Here is a 26,218-nt window from a genome sequence, read left to right as displayed (position 1 = left end):
GACTACGCGGTGTGCCGCAGCGCCAACGAGGGCTGGAGCAGCACGGGGGTGGGGGTCTCGTGGTCGCCGTCGAGGACCCCGGTGAGCAGGTCCACGCAGCGGGCGGCGGCGGCGCCGAGTGGTTGACTGACGCTGGTCAGCCCGACAGCGGCGGCCACCGGCGTGTCGTCGAAGCCGATCACCGACACGGGCGGGTCGACGCCGCGAATCGCCTGGAGGGCGCCGAGGGCGAGTGAGTCACTGGCGCAGACCACGGCGCTCGGCGCCACGGTCTCGAGCAGGTCGCGCATCAGGCGTTCGCCCTCGGCGATGCCGTCCTCGGTCTCCCGGTGCAGCCCGGCCGGGTCGACGCCGGCCGCCCGCAACGCGTCGCGCCAGCCGGCCCGCCGGTCGTCGCCGACGCCGGAGCCGACCGGCCAGCCGATGAAGGCGATCCGCCGGTGGCCGGCGTCGAGCAGACGCCGGGTGGCCAGGGTGGTGCCGGCGGCGCCGTCCACGTCCACCCAGGGGTGCGCGTCGAGCGCGTCCCACGGGCGACCGAAGGTCACGAACGGCACGTCCCGGTCGGCGAGCCATTCGGTTCGCGGGTCGCCGTACTTGGTGCCCACCAGCACGAACGCGTCCAACTCGTAGGTGCCGAGCAGGTCGCCGTAGGTGGCGATCTCCCGGTCGTCGTCGGTGGCGGTGTAGAGCAGCACCCGGTAGCCGGCGGCGTCGGCGGTCTCGGTGAGGCCGTGCAGGAAGCGGTCGAGCACGGAGCCGTTGATGCCGTCACGGGTCGGTTCGATCCGGGCGGCGATGAGGCGGGACCGGCCGGTGCGCATCTGTCGGGCGGCCTGGTTGGCCCGGTAGCCGAGCGCGTTTATCGCGTCCTCGACCCGCTGACGGGTCTCCTGCCGCACGATGTGCGGGGCGTTGAGCACGTTGGACACCGTCTGCCGGCTGACTCGGGCGTGCCGGGCCACCGTCGCGATGGTCACCTTTTCGGCCACTTAATCCCTCTCGCCATCTTGAACGATCCAATTTGGATAAGGCAGGATTGGATCGTTCAAGTTTCTGGAATGTTTCGCACTTTGCACCGCCAGCGGCGCGTTGTCAAGATGGCCGCCGCGCACCCCGAGGATCTGGAGCCGCACCGTGATCGAACGCCAGCTGCAACCCCTCCTGCACGAGTTGGTCGGGGTGGTCCTCGCCCCGACCAGCGCGCTGGGGGACGCGACCGGGCAGATCCGCCCGACCGGCGTCCAGGGCGTCTTCCACGCCGACGCCCGGGTGCTCTCCCGCGCCGAGCTGCGAGTCGACGAACGGGAGCTCGAAGGGCTGACCCGCGGCGACGAGGGCCCGCACGGCGCACACTTCGTGAGCCTGGCCCGCTGGCTCGGCGACCCCACGCCCGACCCCACCGTCCGCGTCGACCGGATCCGGCGGGCCACCCGCAACGGCCTCACCGAAGAGCTGCGGATCGTCTCCACCGCCACTGTCGGCGTACAGGCCACCGTCACCGTCGACCTCGGCTGCGACCTGGCACCCATCGAGGTCGTCAAGTCCGGTGGCGCCACCGACGCGCTGGCGGCCACTACCGGTCAGCCCGGCACGCTTACCTGGTCCGGCGCCGGGATCACCGTCACCGTCACCGCACCGGGTGCGGACGTGCTGCTCGGCGGCGAGCGGGCCACCGCACCCCGGCTGGCCTGGCCGGTCGACCTGCCCCCCGGCGGGGAGACGGTGCTGCGCTGGCAGTTGACCATCGACGACCCGCGCGCCGTCGTCGTCGGCCCGGCCGGAGAGCCCGAATGGTCCCGACCCGAGGTGACCGCCGACGACCGACGGCTGATCCGACTGCTCGACCGCAGCCTGGACGACCTGCGCGGTCTCCGACTGGCCGAGACCGACGCACCCGGCGACGTGTTCCTCGGCGCGGGGGTGCCCTGGTTCCTCACCCTGTTCGGCCGGGACAGCCTCTGGGCCGCCCGGATGATGCTGCCGCTCGGCACCGACCTGGCCGCCGGCACCCTGCGCGTACTGGCCCGTCGGCAGGGCACCCGCGTCGACCCGGCAACCGGCGAGGCCCCCGGCAAGATCCTGCACGAGCTGCGCCGCCACGAGTTCGCCCTGCCCGACGACGGACTGCGCCTTCCACCGGCGTACTACGGCACCGTCGACGCCACAATGCTCTGGGTCAACCTGCTGCACGACGCGTGGCGTTGGGGCATGCCCGCCGAGCAGATCGAGCCTCTGCTGCCGCACCTGGAGGCGGCGCTGCGCTGGCTCGGCGAGCACGCCGACCCGGACGGCGACGGCCTGGTCGAGTACGTCGACACCACCGGGCACGGGCTGTCCAACCAGGGCTGGAAGGACTCCGGTGACGCCGTCCGCTTCCGCGACGGCACCCTGGCCACCGCGCCGATCGTGCTGGCCGAGGTGCAGGGGTACGCGCACGAGGCCGCCGTGAACGGCGCCGCCCTGCTGGACGCCTTCGGCCGACCGGGCGCCGACCGCTGGCGCGAACACGCCGCCGCGCTTGTCGACCGGTTCCGCAAGAGCTTCTGGGTCGACGGCCGGCACGGACCGCAACCCGCGCTGGCCCTGGACCGCGACAAGCGCCCGGTCGACTCGCTGACCAGCAACATCGGCCACCTGCTCGGCACCGGCCTGCTCGACCGCGACGAGGAGGCCCAGGTCGCGCTCCTGCTCACCACCGACACGATGGCCGCCGGGTTCGGGCTACGCACCATGTCCAGCGACGACGCCGGGTTCAGCCCGCTGTCGTACCACTGTGGCTCGATCTGGACCCACGACACCGCGATCGTGCTCGGCGGGCTGGCCCGCGCCGGGCACCGCGACGCCGCCCTCGGTCTGGCCGACGGGCTGCTGAATGCGGCCGAGGCGTTCGACTACCGGATGCCGGAGCTGTACGGCGGCGACGACCGGGCACTGGTGAACCGTCCGGTGCCGTACCCGGCCTCGTGCCGACCGCAGGCGTGGGCGGCGGCGGGCGCGGTGCTGCTGCTCCAGGCCGCCACGGGGCTCTACCCGGACGTGCCGGGCGGGACGGTCCGGCTGGCACCCCTGGCGGGAGCGGAGTTCGGTGCCGTGGCGGTCGACGGGCTCCGCGTGGCCAACACCCCCGTGCACGTCACTGTCGACCGCACCGGCGAAGCCACAGTCACCGGCCTCCCCAGTCCCCTGACCCCAACCCCACCCGCCCCCACCCAACGCCGTCCCACAGCCCCTCTCCCCCACTAGACCGACCCAACCCCCACCCCACCCCACCCCACCCCGCCCTACCCCGCCCCGCCCCGCCCCGCCCCCCGCCCCGTCGATCATGGAGTTGTGGTGGGCAACAGCTCCATTTGTGCCCCTTATGCGAGGCACCACAACTCCATGATCGACACAGGCTGGGCCGGACGCGCCGGCGATCTTGCGGCTTCGGTTGTCCAGATGGGCCGAATGTTCTCCATGTCGCTACAGAAACTGCACGACCGCGGGGGTCAGGGGGTTAGTTCGGCGATCAGCTCGTCGTCGTCCACCGCGCCCGTCGGGTGGAAACCCAGGGAGGCGTAGAGAGCGGCGGCCGGAGTGTTGTCGGGGTGGTACGAGAGGCGGACCGGGGGGTTGCCGTCCCGGGCCGCCAGCCAGGGGGCCAACGTGCGGACGGTGGCCCGGCCGACGCCGTGGCCCTGCTCGGCGGCGTCGATCAGCATTCCACCGATCCAGTGCGAACCGTCGTCGTCCACGCCCCACATGACGTGGCCGACGACGGTTTCGTCGGCGTACACCGCGAGCGAGGTCCACACCTCGGAGCGCATGCTGAGCAGCAGGTAGCGGGCGCCCAGCGCGGCCACGAACCGGCGCTGGTCGTCGCGCGGGGCGACGTCGGCCACCGCCCGCCAGTTGTCGTCGTCGACCGGCCGCAGCGTGACTCGCCGCCCGGCGCGGTCGACATGTCCACCATTGATCATCGGGGCAGCCTAGGGGCGGCCGGTCCGCGCCGCGACCAGGTTTCGCCCGCCCGCTCAGTCGAGCAGGGCGTCCAGGCCGACGGTGAGACCGGGGCGGTTGCGCACCGCGCGGACGGCCAGCAGCACACCCGGCATGAACGACACCCGGTCGTACGAGTCGTGCCGGATCGTCAGCGTCTCGCCGGTGCCGCCGAAGAGCACCTCCTGGTGGGCGACGAGGCCGGTGGCGCGCACCGCGTGCACGCGTACCCCGTCGATCTCGGCGCCGCGCGCACCCGGCACCTCGTCCTTGGTGGCGTCCGGCACCGGGCCGAGACCGGCCTCGGCGCGGGCCTGGGCGATCTGCCGGGCGGTGTGGGTGGCGGTGCCGCTCGGAGCATCCAGCTTGCGCGGGTGGTGCTGCTCGATGATCTCGACGGACTCGAAGTGCCGGGCGGCGCGCGCGGCGAACTGCATCATCAGCACCGCGCCGATGCCGAAGTTCGGGGCGATGACCACGCCCACCTCGGGCCGGTCGGCCAGCCAGCCACGCACCTGCTCCAGCCGCTGCTCGGTGAAGCCGGTCGTGCCGACCACCGCGCTGATGCCCTGCTCGATGCACCACTGGAGGTTGTCCATGACGACGTCCGGCGTGGTGAAGTCGACGACCACCTCGGCGCCGGAGACGGCGGCGCGGCTGTCACCCTGGTCGATCGCCGCCGCCAGTTCGAGGTCGTCGGCGGTGTCGACCGCCTTGCACACCTCGATGCCCATGCGGCCGCGGGCACCCAGCACGCCGACCCGCAGCGGCCCGGCCGGGGTCTTCTCCTGCTCGTCAGTCACGGGCACAACCTATCCCAATCGGGACGTGCCCCATCCCCGGGACCGGCCCCTGCCCAGCAGCCGGGCGCCGGAGGGGTCACTGTCCCGGGCACGACGAAAAGGGGCCCGATCAGGGGCACGGGGACCGCCACGACAGGCCGGGAAAATACCGCCGCCACTCGACGTCGGACAGCGTGGTGGGCGGCGACTCGCACAGCTCCCGTTGGATCCGGTCCGGGTCCAGGTCCCACAGGGCGACCCCACCGTCGGGGGCGAAGACGCTGTGCGGTCCCGCGCCCGGCAGTTGTCCCAGCACCGACCGACCGTCCGGGGTGAATTCCGTGAAGTCGCCGGGCACCACGGCGAACCTGCTGAACAGGCCACCCGGATCCTCGCGTCGCCAGACTTCGAAGTCGCTACCGGTGTAGCTGGAGGTGGAGGTGCCGACCAGGGTCTTCCCGTCCGGGCTGACGTCCAGTTCGTGCAGACCCACGTCGCTGGCGAGGGCCGCCCCGACGACCGGGTGGTCGAGGTCGGTGATGTCCCAGGTCTGAACCGTGCCGGTTTCCGTGTCGACGACCACCGTGTTCGGGTCGGTGACCATGAGGCCGGCATCGGCGTCGTCCAGCGGGATGGTGCCGTCCCGGCGACCGGGGTGGTACGGGTCGCCCAGGTCCCACAGCCGGCTGACCACCTGGTTGTTCGTGTCGCGGTCGTCGATGAACGCCACTTTCCGGCGACGTTCGTAGAGCAGGCCGCCCGCACGGGCGGCATCGTTCAGCACACCGGCCCGCACCGGGTGGGACCTGTCGCGCACGTCCCACAGCTGGATGTCCTTGACGCCCCACGCCGCCAGCACACCGTCATCGAGGAACCACAGGTGTTGGGCGGCCTCGGCGTTGTCGAAACGGGCGGCCTCGGTCGGTGCCCGCGGGTCGCGGACATCCAGCAACCGGATCGTCCGGCTCTGGCTGTCACCCGCGGCGAGGTGGTGGCCGTCCGGGCTGGCGACCAGCGTGAACTCGCCGCTGGTGCGGGTGGGCCGGGGCAGGTCGGCGACGGGCATCGGTCGGTGCGGGTCGGAGACGTCCCAGAGTCGGAAGCCGCTGCCGTCCGCGTTTCGGCTGATCACCGTCCGGTCGTCGGGCAGGAACACGGCCGCGTTCCAACCCCCGGGCAGTTGTCCGGCCAGCGCGGGTGGCCGGACGCCGACGTCCCACAGTCGCGCCCCCGCCGGCCCGTCAGGCCCGACATTTGTCAGCACGTATCGACCGGCGAACCCGAACGCTCGGCCCGGCACCGGATCGCCCACCGCGTTGAGGTCGCCGGTGAGCACCGGCGCGGTGGGCGACCAGACCCGGATCGTGCCACCGTCGGTGCCGTTGGCGAGGCCGCGCCCGTCCGGTCGAAAGGCCACCGACCCGCTGGGATCGACACCCGGCAGGGTCGCCCACAGGTTGACGGAGCCGCTGGCGCTGCCGCGATCGATCCGCCACAGCTTTACCTCGCCGGTGGTGCTGGCGGTGGCGAACAGCGTGCCGTCGGACCGGAAGGAGAGCGAGAAGATCGAGCCGTCGTGCGCCGGGTTGCCGAGCGTCTGGTCCTGAAGCGAACGGGGATGGCGGGGATCGGCCACGTCCCACGCGTTGACCACTCCCTGGGCGCCACCGGCGGCCAGCACCGTGCCCACCGGGCTGAAGGCGACCGCGTCGGCCGTCAGCACCGGCAACTCGACCAACTGCGAGAGCCGCCGAGGATCACGGACGTCCCACAGGGACACCGTGCTGCCCCGCTCCCTGTCGTCGGTGATCAGGTGGGCGACGGCCAACGTCCGGCCATCCGGGCTGAACGCCACCCCGCGCAGCCCGGACCCACCGATCGTGCGGCTGTCGATCAGGGTCGGTCGGGTCGGATCCCTAATGTCCCAGAGTCGGAGCGTTCCGTTGTCGCCGCCGGTCGCCACCGTGTGGCCGTCCGGCGCGACCGCCACCGAGTAGGTCACCGAACGCGGGGTCGGCACGCTGGCCACCTCGACCGGACGGGCCGGATCGGTGATGTCCCAGAGGCTCAGGCTCTCCGGTGACCCCCCGACCACCAGCCGGCCGTCGGGGGTCAGCCCGATGGCTGTGCTGCCCGAACGCGGGATGACGCCCTTCGGGGCGGGGTGCCGGGGATCCGCGACGTCCCACAGCCGGATGCTCCAGTCGTGGGACGAGCTGACAAGCGTACGACCGTCCGGCGTGTAGGCCAGGTTGAAGACCTGCTTCTCGTGGCCGGTCAGCAGCTGCGGGCGTGGCTCGGCGTAGGAGGCGTACAACGCCTGTCGGGCCTCCGGTGTGGCGGCGGTGCGGTAGGCGGTCAGGCTGAGGGCGAGCGCCACCTCCGGCCTGCTCGACCGCATCGCGTTCGCCTGGGCGGCCAATCGGCGGGAGGCGATCTGCGCGTCCAGCCGCTCCACCCGGGCTCGCTGCTGCACCGCCATCACCGCCCCCGAGCCCAGCAGCAGCACCAGGACGGCGATCACCCCGACCGCGGCGCGCCGCAACCGCCGCAGGCGCAGGCTTCCGGCCAGGAAGGACCGCTCCACCGGGCTCAGCCTGTCGACCTCGTCCTTCGGCAGGAACTTGCGGGTCACCGTCAGCCGCGCCCCGGACAGCAGGTCTCCCCGGTCACGCCCGCCGGTCTGCCACAGCTGGGCGGCGTCGGAGAGTTGCTGCCGGGCCACCAACCTTGCCCGATCCTCGTTGACCCAGGAGCGCAGTCGGGGCCAGGCGTGCAGGAGCGTCTCGTGGCTGACCCGGACCACGCCGTCCGGGTCGATGCCGACCAACCGGCGAGCGGCGAGCCGCTCCAGCACCACCGGGGCGGCGGAGCCCAGCCCGTGCAGCAGTTCGGCACGCGGCACCGGCCGGGCCGTGTCCGTGCCGCCGTCCCCCACCCGGGTCAGCCGCAACAGCAGCTTGCGGGCGGCAACCTGCTCCGGCGCGTCGAGTCCGTCGTACGTGTCCTCGGCGGTCTTGGCGATCGCCCCGTTGAGCCCGCCGCTGTCCCGGTAGCCGGCGACGCTCAACCGGTTGCCGGTACGGCGCCGCCACGTTTCCCAGAGCACGTGGGACAGCAACGGCAGTGCGCCCGGCTCCGGCCCTCGGGGCCGACCGGCGCCCAGCTCGTGCAGCGCCAGCTCGGCCAGGCCGTCGCCGATCTCCAGACCGGCCTGGGCGGCCGGGCCGTCGATCGCCCGGCGCAGCTCGATACCCGTCAACGGCCCGACCACCACCCGCGCACCGGCCAGCAGCCCGGCGAAAGCCGGATCCTCGCTCGCCACACCGTAGAAGTCGGCCCGCAGAACGGCCACCACGACGGCGTGCGGGGCGCCGCCCGCGCGGGGCGCGGCCAGCGCCGCGAGGCAGCCCGCGAAGGCCGCCCGGGCCTCGTCGCCGACGTCGAGGGTGAACAACTCCTCCAGCTGGTCGACGAGGAGCAGCACCGTCCGCCGCTGGGCCATGGCCTCGACCAGGTCGACGGCGGCTTCCGGCCGCTCGGCCAACCTGCCGCCCGCATCCGGGTGTTCGTCACCGAGGGCTCGGGCAAGCGCCGCGAGCGGCCCGGAGCCCGGGGTCAGGACCGGCAGGATCACCGGCCACACCGGTGGCTCACCGTCGCCAATGGCCAGCCCGTCCCGCCGTACGCGGGCCAACAGACCCGCGTGCAGGAGTGACGTCTTGCCACTGCCCGATGGCCCGAGCACCAGCAGCGTGCCCGGGTCGGCCAGCCGCCGCGCCGCCGCATCGACAAGCGCGGCAGTCGCCGACTCCCGCCCGAAGAACACGTCGGCGTCCTTCTCCCGGAACGCATCCAGGCTCCGGTAGGGACTCGGGCCGCTGGACTGTGCGACGGGAACGCCATCGGGGTCGGTGACCGGGCGGTACGCCGGGTTGTCGGCGAGGACGAGCCGGCCGGAGTGCCCGGCCTCCTGACGCCGGGGCAGCGGTTCGCCGCGCGCCCGCAGCACGTCGAAGAGATGGTGGTACGCGTCGTCAAGGGTCAGCTGCGGCCCGGCGGACGGGTCGCCCCGGTCGAGGAACCCGATCAGTTCGCCGGTGAAGGTGGTGTGCTCGCGGTCCGGGTCGGCCGACGCGAGTTGCTCGGCGGAACTCAGTAGGTAGACGCCGTGCACCGGGGGAAGCCCGGCGAGCGGATCGGTGACCGGCGGGTCCAGGTGGGCCCGCCCGGAGAAGCAACAGTCCAACACGACGACCACGGACGGCGCCTGGCACGCCGTCAGCGCCTCGCGCAGGTCCGAGACCGGGTACGCCTGGTGCGCGGCGAGACCGGGGGTGAGTCGGTCGGTGCCGCTGGCCGCCAGGTACAGCTCACCGCCGGGCCCGCGCAGGCCGTGGCCGACGAAGTAGATCAGCAGGACGGTGGTGGCCTGCTGCGCGGCAGTGGTGACCTCCCGGGCGATGGTGACCGCGTCCGGTGGGTCGTGCACCGCCCGCAGTTGCCCTGCCGGCACCCCGCACCGGGTGCGCAGGCGCTCAACCAACGCGGTGAAGGTACGACCCACCACCGGCACCGAGGGCAGCCCATCGCCGTGGTGGGTTTCGGTGCCGATCACCAGGATCTGTACGCCCCGGCCGGTGAGGTCACCCATGCGTCGCGGGCGGCCCGTCGACGCCGGTCCGGCTGGCCGGCGGCGCGACCACGTCGGTCCCCACCGGGGCAGACGCGTCGGACGTCAGCACGGCGACCAGGTCGACCACATGGGCGCGCACCTGGGCATCGGTCAGCTCGCGGACCCGGTCCGCTTCGAGCTTCACCCGCCGACCGTCAGGCAGGTCGATCTCGATACGGACGGCGCCGCCGCGATGCCGAATCCAGGAGATCAGCGCGGTCGCCAGGGCTGTCGCCACACTGCCCGGGGCCAGCGCCAGCAGGAGCGAGTCGAGCACCGGACCCAGCGCACCGGGCGGCGGCGGCGACTCGTGCCCGGTGACCCGGCCGCGGAGCTCGCCGTCGTCGACGAGCCATTCCTGCAGTGACTCGAGGGCGGCCAGCTGGTCCTCGGCAGACACCATGATCCGTACGTCCACGCCAGCCCCCGCAGCTCGTCTCGACGCGTCGCAGCCTATCGAAGGCGAGCAACGACGTCGATGAGTCGACACGGGCGGCGGCCCGTCGGGCGGGTCAGACCGCGAAGTCTCCAGCGCCGAACGGGCCCACCACGGCCAACGACATCGGGCGGCTGAGCAGCTCGGCGGCGAGGACGTTCACGTCCTCCACGGTGACCTCGTCGACGCGGCGGAGCAACTCGTCGACAGGCATCAGGTCGCCGTAGAGCAGCTCACCCTTGGCCAGCCGGCTCATCCGAGAGCCGGTGTCCTCCAGGCCGAGCACGAAGGAGCCCTTGCTCATCCCCTTGCCCCGGGCCACCTCGGCCTCGGTCAACCCGTCGGCGGCCACCCGGGCCAGCTCGGCGCGGGTCAGGGCCAGCACCTCGTCCACCTTGCCCGGCGCACAACCGGCGTAGACGGCGAACAGGCCGCTGTCGGCGTACTGGCTGGCGTAGGAGTAGACCGAGTACGCGAGGCCGCGCTGCTCGCGGATCTCCTGGAACAGGCGGCTGGACATGCCGCCGCCGAGCACGTTGTTGAGCACCCCGAGGGCGAAGCGCCGATCGTCGAGCCGGTCGATGCCGGGGCAGCCGATGATGACGTGCGCCTGCTCGGTCTCCTTCGGCTCCACCACTGTGGTCGCCGGCTTGGTGCGTACCGCCGGGGTCGCCGCGCGGTGCGGCGCCGGGCTGGCCGGGTCGCTGTCCAGCGGGGTGCCGCGCACGGCCTGACGGACCAGCTTGACCACCGCGGCGTGGTCGAGGTTGCCGGCGGCGGCGATGACGATCTGCGGCGCGGTGTAGCGGCCCCGGTAGAAGCTCTGGATCTGCCGCCGGGTCATCGGGGTGACGGTCTCCGCGGTGCCGGAGATCAGCCGACCCAGCGGGTGATCGCCGTAGACGGCCTGGACGAAGAGGTCGTGCACCTCGTCACCCGGCTCGTCGTCGTGCATGGCGATCTCCTCCAGGATCACGCCACGCTCGGTCTCGACGTCGGCCGGCTCCAACAGCGAGTCGGCGACCAGGTCGCACATCACGTCGATCGCCAGCGGCAGGTCCTCGTCCAGCACGCGGGCGTAGTAGCAGGTGTATTCCTTCGTGGTGAAGGCGTTGGTCTCACCGCCCACCGCCTCGATCTGCGAGGAGATCTCCAGTGCGGTGCGCTTGTGGGTGCCCTTGAAGAGCAGGTGCTCCAGGAAGTGCGCCGCACCGGCCTGCGGACCGGTCTCGTCACGGGAGCCGACCGCCACCCAGATGCCGAACGAGACGCTGCGCATCGCCGGAATCGCCTCGGTGAGGACGCGCAGGCCGCTGGGCAGCACGGTACGTCGTACCGTGCCGCCCAGCGGGTCTTCGCTGAGTGTCCGGGTCACCGCGCGGGTGGTGCCGCCGGAGCGGCCCGCCCCGGTGTCCCGTGACGGGGCCACCCCCCGTCGATCCGGTGGAAACGGCGCGCTGATGGCCCGACTCACGTCTTGCTCCCGGTTCGACGAGGGGTGGGTGATGCGTGGTACGACGATCAGCTGTGCCGGGTCCGGCGGCGCGGACGCTCGCCGCCCTCGCCACCCTCGCCGCCGCCGCCGTTGCCGCCCTCGCCGCCGCGCTCCGGGCCACGCCCGCCACGGTCGCCGCCACGCTCACGGTCGCCACGGTCACGCGGAGCCCGGTCGCCCCGGTCCCGACCAGCGGGCCGGTCGCCAGCGGCGGCGTCACCGGCGGCCGGAGCCTCGGTGCCCTCCGGGCGGACCTTGTCGAGGTAGATCTTGCCGCGGGCGTCGATGTCCGCGATCTCGACCTCGACCCGGTCACCGACGTTGAGGAAGTCCTCAACGCGCTCGACCCGCTTGCCGTCGCCCACCTTGGAGATGTGCAGCAGGCCGTCACGGCCCGGCAGGAGCGAGATGAACGCGCCGAACGCGGCGGTCTTGACCACCGTGCCGAGGAACCGCTCGCCCTGCTTCGGCAGCGTCGGGTTGGCGATGCCGTTGATCCGGTCGACGGCCGCCTGGGCCGACGGGCCGTTGGTGGCGCCGACGTAGATCGTGCCGTCGTCCTCGATGGAGATCTCGGCGCCGGTCTCGTCCTGGATCGCGTTGATGGTCTGCCCCTTCGGGCCGATCACCATGCCGATCTTGTCCACCGGGATCTTGACGGTGGTGACCCGCGGCGCGTAGTCCGACATCTCGGCCGGAGCCTCGATCGCCGCCTTCATGACCCCGAGGATGATCTGCCGGGCCTCGTTCGCCTGCTGCAGCGCGGCGGCCAGCACGTCCGACGGGATGCCGTTGAGCTTGGTGTCGAGCTGGAGCGCGGTGACGAACTCCGGGGTGCCGGCGACCTTGAAGTCCATGTCACCGAACGCGTCCTCGGCACCGAGGATGTCGGTGAGCGTCACGTACTGGGTCTTGCCGTCCACCTCGTCGGAGATAAGCCCCATCGCGATGCCGGCGACCGGCGCCTTCAGCGGGACACCAGCGGAGAGCAGGCCCAGCGTCGAGGCGCAGACCGAACCCATCGAGGTGGAGCCGTTGGAGCCGAGTGCCTCCGACACCTGCCGGATGGCGTACGGGAACTCCTCGCGCGACGGCAGCACCGGGATCAGCGCACGCTCGGCGAGAGCGCCGTGGCCGATCTCGCGACGCTTCGGCGAGCCGACCCGGCCGGTCTCACCCGTCGAGTACGGCGGGAAGTTGTAGTTGTGCATGTAGCGCTTGCGGTTCTCCGGGGACAGCGTGTCCACCATCTGCTCCATCCGGAGCATGTTCAGCGTGGTGACGCCCAGGATCTGGGTCTCGCCCCGCTCGAACAACGCCGAACCGTGCACCCGGGGCAGCACGCCGACCTCGGCGGTCAGCTCCCGGATGTCGCGCGGGCCCCGGCCGTCCATGCGGACCTGCTCGCGCAGCACGCGGTTGCGCACCTCGGACTTGGTGAGCGACCGGAAGGCAGCGCTGAGCTCCTTCTCGCGACCCTCGAACCGAGCGCCCAGCTCCTCGGCGACACGGGCCTTGACCCGGTCCAGGGCCTCCTCGCGGTCGGCCTTGCCGGCGATGGTGATCGCCTCGGCGACCTCGCCGCGGGCCAGCTCGGAGACGGCGTCGTACACGTCGTCCTGGTAGTCCAGGAAGACCGGGAACTCGGTGACCGGCTTGGCGGCGACCTCGGCCAGCTCGCTCTGCGCGCGGCACAGCTCACGGATCGCCGGCTTGGCGGCCTCCAGGCCGCTGGCGACGACCTCCTCGGTCGGGGCGGTGGCGCCGGCCGAGATGAGGGCGACGGCGTTCGGGGTGGCCTCGGCCTCGACCATCATGATCGCGACGTCGCCGTCGTCGAGCGTGCGGCCGGCCACGACCATGTCGAAGGTGGCGCGAGCCAGCTCCTCCAGGGTCGGGAAGGCGACCCACTGGCCGTCGATGTGGGCGACGCGGGTCGCACCGATCGGGCCGGAGAACGGCAGGCCGGAGAGCTTGGTCGACATCGAGGCGGCGTTGATCGCCACGACGTCGTACGGGTGCTGCGGGTCGAGCGCGAGGATGGTCTCGACGACCTGGACCTCGTTGCGCAGGCCCTTGACGAAGGACGGGCGCAGCGGCCGGTCGATCAGCCGGCAGGTGAGGATCGCGTCCTCGCTGGGCCGACCCTCACGACGGAAGAACGAGCCGGGAATGCGGCCCGCGGCGTACATCCGCTCCTCGACGTCAACGGTCAGCGGGAAGAAGTCGAACTGCTCCTTCGGGTGCTTACCGGCGGTCGTGGCGGAGAGAACGACCGTCTCGCCCAGCTGGGCGATGACGGAACCGGCGGCCTGGCGAGCCAGCCGACCGGTGGAGAAGGTGATCTCGCGGGTGCCGAAGGACCCGTTGTCGATCACGGCGGTGCGGGATTCGGTGCCGAGTTTGGTCTCGGTCATGTGCTGTCGTGCTCCTTCGCGTCGTGGGCCCACGACATCGGGGAGCTGCTCAGCCGGCCGGTCTTCGATCGAAGCGCCCGGGTGGTCGGCATGATGCCGGGTTCCCGGGGGCCACTACCGGAGACCGGTACGCTGACCGGCTCCCTCTCGGGTGGTCGCGCGGCCCGTGTTTCTTCAGGTGGGACGCGGTACGGGGGAGCGGCCGTCCGGCCACTCCCCCGTCACGTCACCGGCGCAGACCGAGCCGCTCGATGAGCGACCGGTAGCGGGCAATGTCCTTCTTCTGGACGTAGTTGAGCAACCGACGGCGCCGGCCGACCAGCAGCAGCAGCCCACGGCGGCTGTGGTGGTCGTGCTTGTGCACCTTCAGGTGCTCGGTCAGCTCGGCGATCCGCTTGGTGAGGACCGCGACCTGGACCTCCGGCGAACCGGTGTCGCCCTCGGCGGTCGCGTACTCCGCGCGGATGCTGGCCTTGGCTTCCTGATCGAGCGCCATGTTCTCCCTGTTTCGATGGGTTGATCAAGTGGGTGTCCGTCGTCCCGGTGGACCGGGAACGGACCGGTACCTCGCACCCGCGGCGTCGAGCAGGCACGCGAGGCCCCACGCCGGTCACCCGACGTCCCGGCAAGACTACCAGCACTCGCCGGTAACACCCGGCGAAGGGCCTCGGTGGCGGCCCGCCACTCCCCGACGATCAGGCCAGAACGCGCCGGGTGCGCTCGACGTCCTGATTCATCTGGGCGATCAACGGCTCGATCGAGTCGTACCGGATCTGACCACGCAGGTGCGCCACGAAGTCCAGGGCGAGACGTTCGCCGTACAGGTCGCCGCTGAAGTCCAGCGCGTACGCCTCCACCCGCCGCTCCCGGCCGGAGAAGGTCGGGTTGGTGCCCACGGACACCGCCGCCAGCAGCGGCTCGTGCTGACCGCGGCGGATCAGCCGGGCCGCGTACACCCCGTCGGCGGGCACCGCCGCGTACCTGTGGCAGAGCAGGTTGGCGGTGGGGAAGCCCAGTTCCCGGCCCCGCTGGTCGCCGCGGACCACGACGCCCTCCACCCGGTGTGGGCGGCCCAGCGCGGCGGCCGCCGCGCCCACGTCGCCCGCGTCGACACAGGAACGGATGTACGTGGAGGAGAAGACGGTGCCGTCCTCGGCGACCAGCGGGTTGCCCTCCACGCCGAAGCCGAACGTCTGGCCCAGCCGTTCCAGCAACGCCACGTCGCCGGCGGCCCGGTGCCCGAAGCGGAAGTTGCGGCCGACCACCACCAACGCCGCGTGCAGGTGCTCGACCAGGACGTCGTGCACGAACTGTTCGGCCGGCAGCCGGGAGAACTCCGGGGTGAACGGCACCACGCAGAGCACGTCCACGCCGAGCGCCTCGATCAGCTCGGCCTTACGGGCCGGCTCGGTGAGCACCGCCGGGTGCGAACCGGGGCGGACCACCTCGGCCGGGTGCGGGTCGAAGGTGACCACCACCGACTGCACACCCAACTCGCGGGCCCGGGCCACGGCGTGCCCGATCGTCGCCTGGTGCCCCCTGTGCACGCCGTCGAAGACGCCGATGGTGACCACCGAGCGTCCCCACCCGCCGGGCGCCGCGTCGTAGCCCCGCCACCGCTGCATGCCGTTCCTCTCTGCTGTCCCGCCGACTCTGCTGTCCCGCCGGCCGGCGGGTCGACACCGCCGGCTTGCGGGCCGGCGGACCTGCCCCGCCGTCAGGCCGGGGCGAGCACGATCTCTGCCCGAGCCCGTCCGTCCCGCTCGCTGACGATAGCGATCAGGCCGCCGGCCGGCCCGAAGACGGCGTACGGCCCGGTGAGACCGGCCGGGTCCAGTGGTCCGCCGTGGGCGAGCACCCGGGCCTCGTCGGGCGTGGCCTCCCGGCGGGCGAAGAAGCGGGCGGCCGCCGCGTCCAGGGGCAGGTTCACCACGTCCGGCGCGCGCTGCTCCAACTCGTCGAGGGTCGCCGCCTCGGCGAGGGTGAAGCCACCCACCGCGGTGCGCCGCAGCGCCGTGAGGTGCCCGCCGACGCCGAGCGCCAGGCCGGCGTCCCGGGCGATGGCCCGAATGTACGTGCCGGAGGAGCAGGTCACGTCCACGTCCACGTCCACCACGTCCGGCTCGGTGCGGCGGATCGCCAGCACGTCCAGGCGGGAGATGGTGACCCGCCGCGCCGGCAGTGCGACGCTCTCCCCGTCGCGGACCCGCTTGTACGCCCGCTGTCCGTCGATCTTGATGGCGCTGACCGCGCTCGGCACCTGGTCGACCTCGCCGCTCAGCCCGGCCAGCGCCGACCGGATCGCGTCGTCGGTGACCTGGCCGGCCGGCGCGGTGGCGGTCACGTCGCCCTCGGCGTCGTCGGTGACCGTGGTCTGGCCGAGCCGGATGGTGCCGGTGTAGCTCTTGCCGGCGCCGATCACGTAGGTCAGCAGTCGGGTGGCCCGGCCGACACCGATCACCAGCACGCCGGTCGCCATCGGGTCGAGGGTGCCGCCGTGCCCGACCCGTCGGGTCTTCGCCAGTCGGCGGATCCGCGCCACCACGTCGTGCGACGTCATGCCGCCGGGCTTGTCGACCACGATCAGACCATCGGTGCTCACGTCGGCCAAGCCTGCCAGATGGCCACCACCCGGCACTGTGTGGGCACGCCCGGCGTGACCCCAGCCTCCCGCACCGAGGGCTGAGCCGGTTTGTCGGGACGAGGCGTCCATCCGGCGGTTTGTCAGGTAGGGGCAGCCGGACGACCTCCCCGGATGCGAAGATCATCCGCCCGATGCCGCCACCCCGAGATCAGGACCGCCGAATGACCACTGACCGACCGCCGGGCCACGAGCACCGCGCTCGGGTCGACCTCCCGGACTGGATGCGGCATCCGACGCCGAAGCGGCGGACCCCGGCACGCTACGTCGACGAGCTGATCGAGGGATGGCCGGCGCTACGGGCCGTCCGCCGGGCGGTGTGGCACTGGCGCGGCCGGAGCAGATGGAGCGAGTCGCATCCGCACCTCGTCGCCGTGCTGTCGTTCGTGGTGGCCGCCGTCCTCGGGACCGCCTTGATGACCGGCGCCTACTATCTGCTCGCGCTGGCCACCAGCGGCGAATACTGACGGAGACAGAACACGGAACACACGTCCCCGGAGCCGGTCGACCCACCACCACCGCCGCCCGTCGCGGTCGCGGAGGTCAACCCGGTGCCGCTACCGGCCTGGCTGCGGGCATCGCAGACCGAGCACCAGCCCACCGGATGGGACCGGGTCCGCTTCTTCTCGGCCCGGCACAACGGGGCCCTGCTGCTCGGCTTCGGCCTGGTGCTGACCCTGCTGATGGTCGTCGGCGGGGTGGTGTTGGTCGGCCGGTCCGGCAAGCCGGTCAGCGGACCGCGCCGGTCACCGCCCAGCCGCCGTCGCGCAGTCGCAGCAGCAGGGCGACCAGCCGGATCACCACGAACAGGGTCAGCCCGGCCCAGATGCCGCCCAGGCCGAGATCGAGCACGTACGCCAGCCAGATGGCCGGCAGGAAGCCGCCGAGTGCCGCCACGATGGTGAGGTTGCGCAGGTAACGCACGTCGCCGGCGCCGATCAGCACGCCGTCGAGGGCGAACACCACCCCGGCCAGCGGCAGCATGACGACGAACCACGGCCAGGCCACCATGGCCTGCTCGCGTACCCCCGCATCGGAGCTGAACCACGACGGCACGACGCCGGCGCCGGCGGCGATGAGCAGCGCGAAGCCGACGCCGCAGACGCCGCCGAGCAGCCCGACCCGGCGGGCGAGCGCCCGGGCGCCCGCGTCGTCGCCGGCGCCGAGCGCGGCACCGACCAGGGACTGCGCGGCGATGGCCAGCGCGTCGAGCACCAGCGCGGTGAAGAACCAGAGTTGCAGGGCGATCTGGTGGGCGCCCACAGCGGCGGCGCCGAAGCGGGCGGCGACGGCGGTGGCGGACAGGAAGCTGGCCTGGAACGCCAGCCCCCGGATCAGCAGGTCCCGGCTGAGCACCAGTTGCTGGCGGATCACGCGGGGCCGGGGCCGCAGCGACACCCGCTCACCGACCAGGGCGGCGGCGAAGAGCACCCCGCAGAGCGTCTGCGCGACGACGTTCGCCACCGCCGAACCGACCAGGCCCAGCCCGGCGGGGTAGACCAGCAGCGGGCAGAGCAGCGCGGAGATCAGGTTGGGGCCGAGCACGAAGAACAACGGGCGGCGAGTGTCCTGCACACCGCGCAGCCAGCCGTTGCCGGCGGCGGCGAGCAGCAGGCCAGGAGCGCCGAGGGCCGCGATCCGCAGCCACTGCGCGGCGGCGTCGGCCACCTCGCCACCACCGCCGGCGAGGGTACGCGCGAGCGCGCCGCCGCCGACCTGCATGCCGATCGCGATCAGCAGACCGACACCGAAGGCCAACCAGGACGACTGGACGCCCTCGGCGACCGCGGCTGCCCGGTCACCCGCTCCGAATCGGCGGGCCGCGCGCCCGGTGGTGCCGTAGGCGACCACGGTGCCCACCCAGGCGGTGAGCGTCATGACCGTGCCACCGACGGCGAGCGCGGCGAGCGGCACCCGGCCGAGGTGACCGACCACGGCGGTGTCGACAAGCACGTAGAGCGGCTCGGCGGCGAGCACCACGAGGGCCGGCAGGGCGAGCCCGGCGATCCGACGCGGAGAGGCGGAGAGGCTGGCGGTGGCGGCGGTCTGGCTCATCGCCGCCGATCCTGGCACGAGCGCGGTAAGGAGCACAAGGCCACTGATAACTTACGAGCCGACCTCTCGGCCGGTTCGGCGGGCGTCGACCGAGGATCGAGGCCCTGACGCGCTCCCTGTCGCCGGCATCCCGGTTTGCGGCACTCACTACCCTGTCCGAGGCCTCCCACGCGGGGGCACCACGACAGCGATAGGCCTAATTACTGTGAGCGACAATTACCCTCCGTACGGAGAGCAGCAGCCCGACCCGAACGTCGCCCCCTGGAGCGGCCCGCCGGCCCCACCGCAGCAGGGCGGCTACCTGCCGTACGGACAGCCACCTCCCCCGCCGCACTACGGCACACCACTGCCACCGGCGCCGAACAAGTCGAACAAGGGCCTGATCATCGGGCTGGTCGCTGGCGCGGTGGTCGTCATCCTCGCCATCTGCGGCGCCGGAATCGGCATCCTGCTCGCTTACGATGACGACGAGCCCGCGCGGGGCACGTCCTCCACCCCCACGCTGGGCACCGGCAGCACGCCGGGCACGGGGACGGTCCCCACGCCCGGGCAGGCGGACTCACCGAACAACAACAACTCGATGACCGCCCGTTACTCCAGCGACCTGTCGAACGTCTGCGAAGGCAGCCCGATCCTGAACGCGGCGCCCTACAACGGCCCGGCCGGCGCCAAGGCGTACACGTTCTCGAACAACCCCGACCGGCCGACCTACTGGTCGTCGAAGTACGTCCCCTCGGACAAGTCCTACTACGCCAAGGGCTCGGACTACGAGAAGGTGTCGGTGGTCGGCTGCCTGAGGTTCGACGAGGGCAGCCAGGGCGCCCCGAAGAAGTGTCAGTACAAGGACAAGGACGAGAAGCAGGTCACCATCGACTACGTCTCGTCGCGCTACACCCTGACCCTCTACGCGGCAAAGACCGCCGAGAAGATCGGCGACGGCGGCACCGTGACCGCCCCGACGAACCGGTGCCCGAGTTTCATCTCGTACGACAAGACCACCATGAGGGCGTACGCGGCGCCGGACTCCGGCACCATCGAGGCGGCCCTGGACAAGTTCCTGTCCTGAACGACTCGACTCCCACTGGTGGCCGGACGGTGACGCCGTCGGCGCGGCGCGTCGGCGGCGTCACCATCGGACGGATCGGATCACTGCCGGGTGTCCATCGACGTCTGCAGCGCGCGGCGGGCCTGCTCGCGGGCGTCGTCGGTGGTGGTCTCGGGCTTGGGCTTGTTCGGCATGGTGGCGCTCCTCTTCCCAGGGCGCGAGCCGCCGGCACGCGGCGGCCCTCACGGGCGGTCGTGCTGAGCGCCCCACGGCGGTCCGGGGTTACCGGAGCAGCCGACTGGGCAGCGTGAGCCCGGGTCGATCCGACCCTGGAGGGAGGCGGCACGGGGTGTGGCACCACCGCCCATGACCTGCACCGCTAGGCGGCGCCGGCCTTCTCCCAAGTTATCGTTCAGGTCCACATACTGCTTACGGTTCCCGCCATCTGGACACTCGACAACCCTGCTCAGCGGGCCAGGAAGTGCCAGCCCAGCCACCACCAGAACCCGAACAGACCGATCCGGCCCACCGGCACCGAGCCGACCTCGTAGCGCATGACGTAGGCGCAGACCTCGCCCAGGGTGGGGATCCGGGAACCGTCCCGCCGGGCCATCCACTCGACCACCGCGAAGAGGACCAGCGCGGTGAGGAACCCGCCGATCGCGAGTGCTCGCATCATCGCCGCACCAGCCCCCAGAAGGCGGCCAACCAGGCGAACCAGACCGCCGACCGGGTCAGGTGATCCTCCAGGAGAGGGTCGGCCAGCCGGGAGAAGGTGGGAAAGTCGTCGCCGACGGCCAGCACGAAGGTCACGCCCTCGAAGACCCCGAAGACCACCACCGGCACCGCCCACCAGGCCGCCCCCGCGCCCAGCCGGCGCGGCGCCGGCCGGCGGGGCACCCGGTTGCTCAGACCGAGCCAGATCAGCACCCCACCGGTGCCGAGGGTGAACAAATTCGCCTCCGTGGAAAAGGACGCGAACCGGCCACCGACGAGCGAGAGGCAGACGAGGACGGGAACGGAGACGGCGGGCCGGTCCCAGGCGCGGGGGGCCTCCACGGTGAGGTCGTGCGGCTGCTCCATCCCGCGATTCTTCCCGCTATCACGGAGCGCGGGAAGACCAACACTCCCCGGAGCTGACCCTGATCTTCCCGGCCGCGCGAGCCATGGCAGGCGTCGGAGGGCGTCAGCCGATCAACGCCGCGTCCAGCTGACGGCGGATCGACTCGACCACCTGCTCGACAGTGCCCCGACCGGTGAACCCGGCCGCGAACGTGTGGCCACCACCGCCCAGCGCGACCGCGACCCGGCTGACGTCCACCGCGCCCTTGCTGCGCATCGACACCGCCCACTCGGCAGGCCCGGTCTGCTTCACCACACAGGCCACATCGGCCTCGGCGGTGCAGCGCACCGAGTCGATGAGCGCCTCCAGCACGTACGGCCGCTGGTCGTGCCGGGCCAGGTCGTCCAGCGTGGCGAAGGTCCAGACCAGCCCCCGCCCCCCGGCGGCGGCCGGCTCGAGCCGGGCCCGGCCGAGCACCTCACCGAAGAGGCGGACCGCACCGAAGGGCCGAGTGTCGAAGACCCGCCGGGAGATGTCACCGGGCGAGATGCCGGTCGCCAGCAACCGGGCGGCCATCTGGTGCACCGCCGGAGTGGTCGCCTCGAACCGGAACGAGCCAGTATCCGTCGTCAACGCCACGTAGAGGCACTCGGCGATGGCCGGATCCACCACCACTCCGAGCCGGGCCAGCAGCTGCTCGGCCACGACCGACGTGGCCGCCGCACTCGGGTCGACCAGGTTGACCGTGCCGAAACCAGGGTTGGAGGCATGGTGGTCCAGCACCAGCGCCGCACCCGCCGACGACAACCGCCCGGCCAACTCGCCGAGCCGCGACACGCTCGCCGCGTCGAAACAGATCACCAGGTCGGGCGCCGGATCGGCGGCGTCCGCCGGAACCAGCAGATCCAGGCCAGGGAGCCCACGGAACGGCTCCGGCACCTCCGGCGGCCCGGGGAAGGCCGCCTGCACCTCGCGTACGCCGAACTGCCGCAGGCCCAGACCAAAGCCCAGCATGCTGCCCAGCGCGTCGCCGTCCGGGTTGACGTGGCAGATCAGCAGCACCCGGCCGGTCGGCGGAAGAGCCCGCACCAACGCCTCGGCCGCGGCCCACGCCGCCTCGGCGGGGCCGAGCCCGGCTGCCCCGGCGAGCGGGGCGCTGGCGGTGCTGGTCACCGCGTTTCCCCACCCCGCGGGGCGTCCTTGACGTCGGTGACCTCGTCGGCCTCGTCCGTCTCGTCGTCCTCGTCATCCACCCGGTACGGCTGGGCCTCGCCCGCGTACTTCGCCTGGGCGGCGAGCCGCTGCACCTCGGCGTCGGCGTTGCGGGCGGCGGCGAGCAGGTCGTCGATGTGCTTGACCTGATCCTGCACGTCGTCGAGGACGAACGTGAGGGTCGGCGAGTGGCGCAACCCGAGCGCCTTGCCGACCGTGCTGCGCAGCAGCCCCTTGGCGCTCTCCAGCGCCGCCGCGGTGTCCGCCTGGGCCACCGAGTCACCGAGCACCGTGTAGAAGACCGTCGCGTCACGCAGGTCAGCGGTAATCCGGGCGTCGGTGATGGTGATCATCCCGAGCCGCGGGTCCTTGATCTGGCTCCGCACCACCGACGCGACCAGCTCACGCACCCGTTCCGCGTGCCGGCGTACCTTGGCCGGATCAGACATCTCGCCACCTCCACGGCGTCCTGCTCCCGGTCGAGCCGGCGGCCCGCAGGCCGCCGGCCGACCGGCCAACATCTCGAACATTACCTTCGCAGCCGCTCCGGTCGCCCGGCGCAGCCGGCACCATGGTCAGTCGTCGTCCACGCCGTATAGCCGGCGCCGGACCGACAGCAACTCGACCTCGGGGCGACCGGCCACCAGGCGCTCACAGGAGTCGAGCACCTCGCGGACGTGCGCCGTCTCGGCGGCCACCACGGCCACCGCGAGCTGCGCTCGACCATGCAGGTCGAGCGCACCCACCTCGGCGGCCGACACCTCGAAGCGGCGCAGCGCCGCCACGATCGGCCGTACATATGATCTCTTGGCTTTGAGCGACCGGGAGTCGCCCGGCAGCAGCAGGTCGAAGACCGCGGTTCCGGTGAACATCGCCCCGGACGATACCGCCAACCCGCCCCGCATGATCAAGGGGTTTACGCCGGTCGGCGTAAACCCCTTGATCAGCGTGTCACTGCCGGATCAGGCGCGAACCTTCTCCCGCATCTCGAAGGTCTCGATGATGTCGCCGACCTGGACGTTGTTGTAACCACCCAGGGTCAGACCACACTCGAAGCCCTCGCGGACCTCGGTGGCGTCGTCCTTGAACCGCTTCAACGAGCTGATCGTGAGGTTGTCCGCCACGACCGCCCCGTCTCGCAGCAGGCGCGCCTTGGCGTTGCGCCGAAGGACACCCGACCGGACGATGCAACCGGAGATGTTGCCGATCTTGGACGAGCGGAAGACATCGCGGATCTCCGCGGTGCCCAGCTCGGCCTCCTCGTACTCCGGCTTGAGCAGGCCCTTGAGCGCTGCCTCGATCTCCTCGATGGCCTGGTAGATGACGGTGTAGTACCGGATCTCCACGCCCTCGCGGTCGGCCATCTCACGGACCTTGTTCGAGGCCCGCACGTTGAAGCCGATGATCGTGACCGGCTCGGACGAGGCGCTCGCGAGCATGACGTTGCTCTCGGTGATCGCGCCGACGCCCCGGTCGAGGACCTTGAGCTGGACCTCCTCGGGGATGTCCAGGTTGAACAGCGCGTCCTCCAGGGCCTCCACCGAACCGGAGACATCGCCCTTGAGGATGAGGTTGAGCGAGGTCTTCTCGCCCTCCTTGAGCTGCTCCATGAGCGTCTCGAGGGTGGCCCGACCACGGGAGTTGGCGAAGGACGCCGCCCGCCGCCGTGCCTGCCGCTGCTCGGCGATCTGCCGCACCGTGCGGTCGTCCGCCGCGGCGAGGAACGTGTCACCCGCGCCGGGCGGCGCGGTCAGACCCAGCACCATGACCGGACGGGCCGGCCCAGCCTCGGTGAGCTGGTTGCCGTTCTCGTCGAGCATGGCCCGGACCCGCCCGTGCGCCCCACCGGCGACGATCGAGTCGCCCGCCCGCAGGGTGCCCTTCTGCACCAGCACCGTCGCCACCGCACCGCGGCCCTTGTCCAGGTGCGCCTCGATGGCCACACCCTGCGCCGGCCCGTCGATCGGAGCCGTCAGCTCCAGCGACGCGTCGGCGGTCAGCAGGACAGCCTCGAGCAGCTCCTCGATGCCGATGCCCGGCTTGGCTGCCACGTTGACGAACATGGTCTCGCCGCCGTACTCCTCGGCGACCAGGCCGTACTCGGTCAGCTGCTGGCGGACCTTGTCCGGGTTGGCGTCCGGCTTGTCGACCTTGTTGACCGCGACCACGATCGGCACGTCGGCCGCCTTGGCGTGGTTCAACGCCTCGATGGTCTGCGGCATCACACCGTCGTCGGCCGCGACGACCAGGATCACGATGTCCGTGACCTGGGCGCCACGAGCACGCATGGCGGTGAACGCCTCGTGACCCGGGGTGTCGATGAAGGTGACCGCCCGGTCCTCGCCCTCGTGCGGGACGTGGACCTGGTAGGCACCGATGTGCTGGGTGATGCCACCCGCCTCACCGGCCACGACGTTCGCCTTGCGGATCGCGTCGAGCAGCTTGGTCTTACCGTGGTCGACGTGACCCATGACGGTCACCACCGGCGCACGGCTGACCAGACGCTCCTCGGCCACCTCCGCGTCGAGGTCGATGTTGAACTGCGCGAGCAGCTCGCGGTCCTCGTCCTCCGGGCTGACGATCTGGATGTCGAAGCCCAGGTGCTCACCCAGCAGGTGCAGGGTGTCGTCAGAACAGGACTGGGTCGCGGTGACCATCTCGCCCAGGTTGAACATCTCCTGGACCAGCGAACCCGGGTTGGCGTTGATCTTGTCCGCGAAGTCGGACAGCGAGGCGCCACGGGAGAGCCTGACGACCTGACCCTGACCCCGGGGAGCACCCGAGCTCATGGTCGGAGCCGACAGGTTGTCGAACTCCTGTCTGCGCTGCTTCTTGGACTTGCGACCGCGCGTCGGCCGGCCACCCGGACGCCCGAAGGCACCCGCGGCGCCGCCGCCACGGCCACGACCACCCGCACCCGGGCGACCGCCACCGCCGGACGGAGCACCCGGACGGAAACCGCCACCGGGAGCACCGCCACCGCCGCCGGGACCGCCACGGTAGCCACCGCCACCGCCGGCACCCGCGCCGCCACCAGGGCCGCCTCGGTAACCGCCACCGCCACCGGCGCCACCGCCGGGACCGCCACGGAAGCCACCGCCACCGCCACCGGGACGACCAGCGCCACCGCCACCGGGGCGACCAGCGCCACCGGGACCGGGGCGACCGGCAGCCGGGCGCTGACTCGGCATGGACGCCGGGCTGGGCCGCGGCGGCATCGAGTTCGGGCTCGGCCGCGGCGGCATGCCCGCCGGGCTGTTGGGCCGGGGGCCACCCGCACCCGCGGCCGGGGGCCGCTGCTGCTGGCCACCCTGGATGCCGAACGGGTTGTTACCGGCGCCACGCGCCGGCGGGCGACCACCAGGTCGGGCACCCGGACCCGGAGCCGGCGTGCTCGGACGAGCTGCCGGTGAACCGGGACGAGGGGGCATCGCGGCCGGACCCGGCCGAGGGCCGGGACGGTTGCCGCCGTCGGCCGGAGGCTCCCGGCGAACGGGGTTGTCCCGCTGCTGCTGGCGGGCGGCCTGTGCGGCCTTGACCGCGGCCTCCTGCTCAGCCTTCAACGCGGAGGCACGCGCCTCCGCGGCCGCCACCTCGATGTCGTGCGCACTCGCCGGCTTGGCGACCGGAGCCGCGGGCTGCGGTGCACCAGGCACCGGACCCTTCGACTTCGGGCCGGGAGCCGGCGCGGCCGGCCGCCGAGGCGGCATCGGCTTGGCCGAGACCCGGGGCGCGCCCGGGCTCGGGGACGTCGTCGGGGTCGGGGTCGGGGCCGAAGCCGGCGTCGACGCGGGCGCCGACGGGGCGGCCGGAGCCGGAGCTCCGGTGGACGCGACGAATGCGTTACGCAGCCGCCGGGCGACGGGCGCCTCGACGGTGCTGGACGCGGACTTCACGAACTCGCCCATTTCCTTCAGCTTGGCGAGAACGGTCTTACTCTCGACCCCGAGCTCTTTTGCAAGCTCGTGTACGCGGGCCTTGCCTGCCACTGCACTCCTCACTCCGAGGTCGTGCGGGCAGCACCCGCAGCGACCTCACTCGTGCACTTGAAGCCTGGTCATTTCAGGGACTTCATCGTGTGCTCATGTCGGTCGTCCTACCCTGCTAGCGACCCTCGCCCGGTCGGGCTGACCGGACGTAGTGGTTGGCGCATCGACGTGCTCCGCCAGCACACCGTGGTCGAGGACCTCGGTGCTGCGCAGCGCACGCCCGAAGGCGCGGCGCCGCACCGCCAGCGCGAAGCAGGCCGGATCCGGGTGCATGTTCGCTCCCCGACCCGGCAGCCTGCGGAGCGGATCAGGCCGGAGGCTGTGACCAGCCTCGTCCCTGACCGCGACGATCCGCAGCAATTCGCTGGCCGGCGCACGTTGCCGGCAACCCACACAGGTGCGCTCCGGTTGAGTGCGTCGTACCACT

The 26,218-nt window shown here is 72.2% G+C and carries 21 protein-coding genes; 3 read left to right on the top strand and 18 right to left on the bottom strand.

Annotated features, from left to right (window positions below):
* Nucleotides 1–2: 2 nt before the first annotated feature.
* Nucleotides 3–992: a LacI family DNA-binding transcriptional regulator gene (locus ACLQ3B_RS32855; RefSeq protein ID WP_425784553.1), complete on the bottom strand. Its 990-nt coding sequence runs from the start codon at nucleotides 990–992 to the stop codon at nucleotides 3–5.
* Between the two features lie 145 nt (nucleotides 993–1,137).
* Here ACLQ3B_RS32855 and ACLQ3B_RS32850 point away from each other — a divergent pair, with 145 nt between their 5' ends.
* Nucleotides 1,138–3,246, top strand: coding sequence for a glycogen debranching N-terminal domain-containing protein (locus tag ACLQ3B_RS32850; protein ID WP_425784552.1), 2,109 nt, complete (start codon nucleotides 1,138–1,140; stop codon nucleotides 3,244–3,246).
* Nucleotides 3,247–3,491: 245 nt separating this feature from the next.
* On the opposite strand, the gene ACLQ3B_RS32845 is transcribed toward ACLQ3B_RS32850, so the two are convergent.
* The 9 genes from ACLQ3B_RS32845 to truB all read right to left on the bottom strand — a co-directional run bounded on the left by ACLQ3B_RS32845 (nucleotide 3,492) and on the right by truB (nucleotide 16,388).
* Complete coding sequence (locus ACLQ3B_RS32845; RefSeq protein ID WP_425784551.1) at nucleotides 3,492–3,962, bottom strand: GNAT family N-acetyltransferase; 471 nt, start codon at nucleotides 3,960–3,962, stop codon at nucleotides 3,492–3,494.
* Between the two features lie 54 nt (nucleotides 3,963–4,016).
* Nucleotides 4,017–4,784, bottom strand: coding sequence for a 4-hydroxy-tetrahydrodipicolinate reductase (dapB, locus tag ACLQ3B_RS32840; protein WP_425784550.1), 768 nt, complete (start codon nucleotides 4,782–4,784; stop codon nucleotides 4,017–4,019).
* 109 nt (nucleotides 4,785–4,893) lie between these two features.
* Nucleotides 4,894–9,417 (bottom strand): caspase, EACC1-associated type, encoded by a 4,524-nt coding sequence (locus ACLQ3B_RS32835; RefSeq protein WP_425784549.1) that lies wholly within the window; start codon nucleotides 9,415–9,417, stop codon nucleotides 4,894–4,896.
* Nucleotides 9,410–9,856 carry an effector-associated constant component EACC1 gene (locus ACLQ3B_RS32830; RefSeq protein WP_425784548.1) on the bottom strand — a complete coding sequence of 149 codons (447 nt, stop codon included), beginning with the start codon at nucleotides 9,854–9,856 and terminating at the stop codon, nucleotides 9,410–9,412. Before ACLQ3B_RS32830 ends, ACLQ3B_RS32835 begins: the two co-directional genes overlap by 8 nt.
* A gap of 94 nt (nucleotides 9,857–9,950) precedes the next feature.
* Nucleotides 9,951–11,348, bottom strand: a complete 1,398-nt coding sequence (locus ACLQ3B_RS32825) for a M16 family metallopeptidase (RefSeq protein ID WP_425784547.1) — start codon at nucleotides 11,346–11,348, stop codon at nucleotides 9,951–9,953.
* Between the two features lie 47 nt (nucleotides 11,349–11,395).
* On the bottom strand, nucleotides 11,396–13,786 hold the full coding sequence (locus ACLQ3B_RS32820; protein WP_425784546.1) for a polyribonucleotide nucleotidyltransferase: 2,391 nt from the start codon (nucleotides 13,784–13,786) through the stop codon (nucleotides 11,396–11,398).
* A gap of 226 nt (nucleotides 13,787–14,012) precedes the next feature.
* Entirely contained in the window at nucleotides 14,013–14,282 is a 270-nt protein-coding gene (gene rpsO / locus ACLQ3B_RS32815; RefSeq protein WP_030337594.1) for a 30S ribosomal protein S15, read from the bottom strand.
* A gap of 199 nt (nucleotides 14,283–14,481) precedes the next feature.
* Entirely contained in the window at nucleotides 14,482–15,411 is a 930-nt protein-coding gene (locus tag ACLQ3B_RS32810; RefSeq protein ID WP_425784545.1) for a bifunctional riboflavin kinase/FAD synthetase, read from the bottom strand.
* Nucleotides 15,412–15,503: 92 nt separating this feature from the next.
* Entirely contained in the window at nucleotides 15,504–16,388 is an 885-nt protein-coding gene (truB, locus tag ACLQ3B_RS32805; protein ID WP_425784544.1) for a tRNA pseudouridine(55) synthase TruB, read from the bottom strand.
* Between the two features lie 203 nt (nucleotides 16,389–16,591).
* Here truB and ACLQ3B_RS32800 point away from each other — a divergent pair, with 203 nt between their 5' ends.
* Nucleotides 16,592–16,894 carry a hypothetical protein gene (locus ACLQ3B_RS32800; RefSeq protein ID WP_425784543.1) on the top strand — a complete coding sequence of 101 codons (303 nt, stop codon included), beginning with the start codon at nucleotides 16,592–16,594 and terminating at the stop codon, nucleotides 16,892–16,894.
* A 262-nt stretch (nucleotides 16,895–17,156) separates the two neighbouring features.
* Here the strand turns inward: ACLQ3B_RS32800 and ACLQ3B_RS32795 are convergent, their stop codons facing one another.
* A complete protein-coding gene (locus tag ACLQ3B_RS32795) occupies nucleotides 17,157–18,482 on the bottom strand; it encodes an MATE family efflux transporter (RefSeq protein ID WP_425784542.1) in 1,326 nt (441 codons plus the stop codon).
* Nucleotides 18,483–18,687: 205 nt separating this feature from the next.
* On the opposite strand from ACLQ3B_RS32795, the gene ACLQ3B_RS32790 reads away from it, so the two are divergent.
* A complete protein-coding gene (locus tag ACLQ3B_RS32790) occupies nucleotides 18,688–19,548 on the top strand; it encodes a hypothetical protein (RefSeq protein ID WP_425784541.1) in 861 nt (286 codons plus the stop codon).
* A 445-nt stretch (nucleotides 19,549–19,993) separates the two neighbouring features.
* Here ACLQ3B_RS32790 and ACLQ3B_RS32785 read toward each other — a convergent pair whose 3' ends face one another.
* From ACLQ3B_RS32785 to ACLQ3B_RS32755, 7 genes are all read right to left on the bottom strand, one after another.
* Nucleotides 19,994–20,203, bottom strand: coding sequence for a DUF6186 family protein (locus ACLQ3B_RS32785; protein ID WP_425784564.1), 210 nt, complete (start codon nucleotides 20,201–20,203; stop codon nucleotides 19,994–19,996).
* Nucleotides 20,203–20,610 carry a hypothetical protein gene (locus ACLQ3B_RS32780; RefSeq protein ID WP_196927920.1) on the bottom strand — a complete coding sequence of 136 codons (408 nt, stop codon included), beginning with the start codon at nucleotides 20,608–20,610 and terminating at the stop codon, nucleotides 20,203–20,205. Before ACLQ3B_RS32780 ends, ACLQ3B_RS32785 begins: the two co-directional genes overlap by 1 nt.
* A gap of 103 nt (nucleotides 20,611–20,713) precedes the next feature.
* Nucleotides 20,714–21,763, bottom strand: a complete 1,050-nt coding sequence (locus ACLQ3B_RS32775; RefSeq protein WP_425784540.1) for a DHH family phosphoesterase — start codon at nucleotides 21,761–21,763, stop codon at nucleotides 20,714–20,716.
* A complete protein-coding gene (gene rbfA / locus ACLQ3B_RS32770) occupies nucleotides 21,760–22,251 on the bottom strand; it encodes a 30S ribosome-binding factor RbfA (protein WP_425784539.1) in 492 nt (163 codons plus the stop codon). Before rbfA ends, ACLQ3B_RS32775 begins: the two co-directional genes overlap by 4 nt.
* Nucleotides 22,252–22,377: 126 nt before the next feature.
* On the bottom strand, nucleotides 22,378–22,674 hold the full coding sequence (locus ACLQ3B_RS32765; protein ID WP_030489481.1) for a DUF503 domain-containing protein: 297 nt from the start codon (nucleotides 22,672–22,674) through the stop codon (nucleotides 22,378–22,380).
* 90 nt (nucleotides 22,675–22,764) lie between these two features.
* Complete coding sequence (gene infB, locus ACLQ3B_RS32760) at nucleotides 22,765–25,791, bottom strand: translation initiation factor IF-2 (protein WP_425784538.1); 3,027 nt, start codon at nucleotides 25,789–25,791, stop codon at nucleotides 22,765–22,767.
* Nucleotides 25,792–25,884: 93 nt separating this feature from the next.
* On the bottom strand, nucleotides 25,885–26,217 hold the full coding sequence (locus ACLQ3B_RS32755; RefSeq protein ID WP_366634957.1) for a YlxR family protein: 333 nt from the start codon (nucleotides 26,215–26,217) through the stop codon (nucleotides 25,885–25,887).
* Nucleotide 26,218 lies beyond the last annotated feature (1 nt).

It is taken from the genome of Micromonospora sp. DT53 (genome assembly GCF_049841535.1).
Lineage (GTDB): Bacteria > Actinomycetota > Actinomycetes > Mycobacteriales > Micromonosporaceae > Micromonospora.
This window is presented reverse-complemented; position numbering and strand designations above follow the sequence as displayed.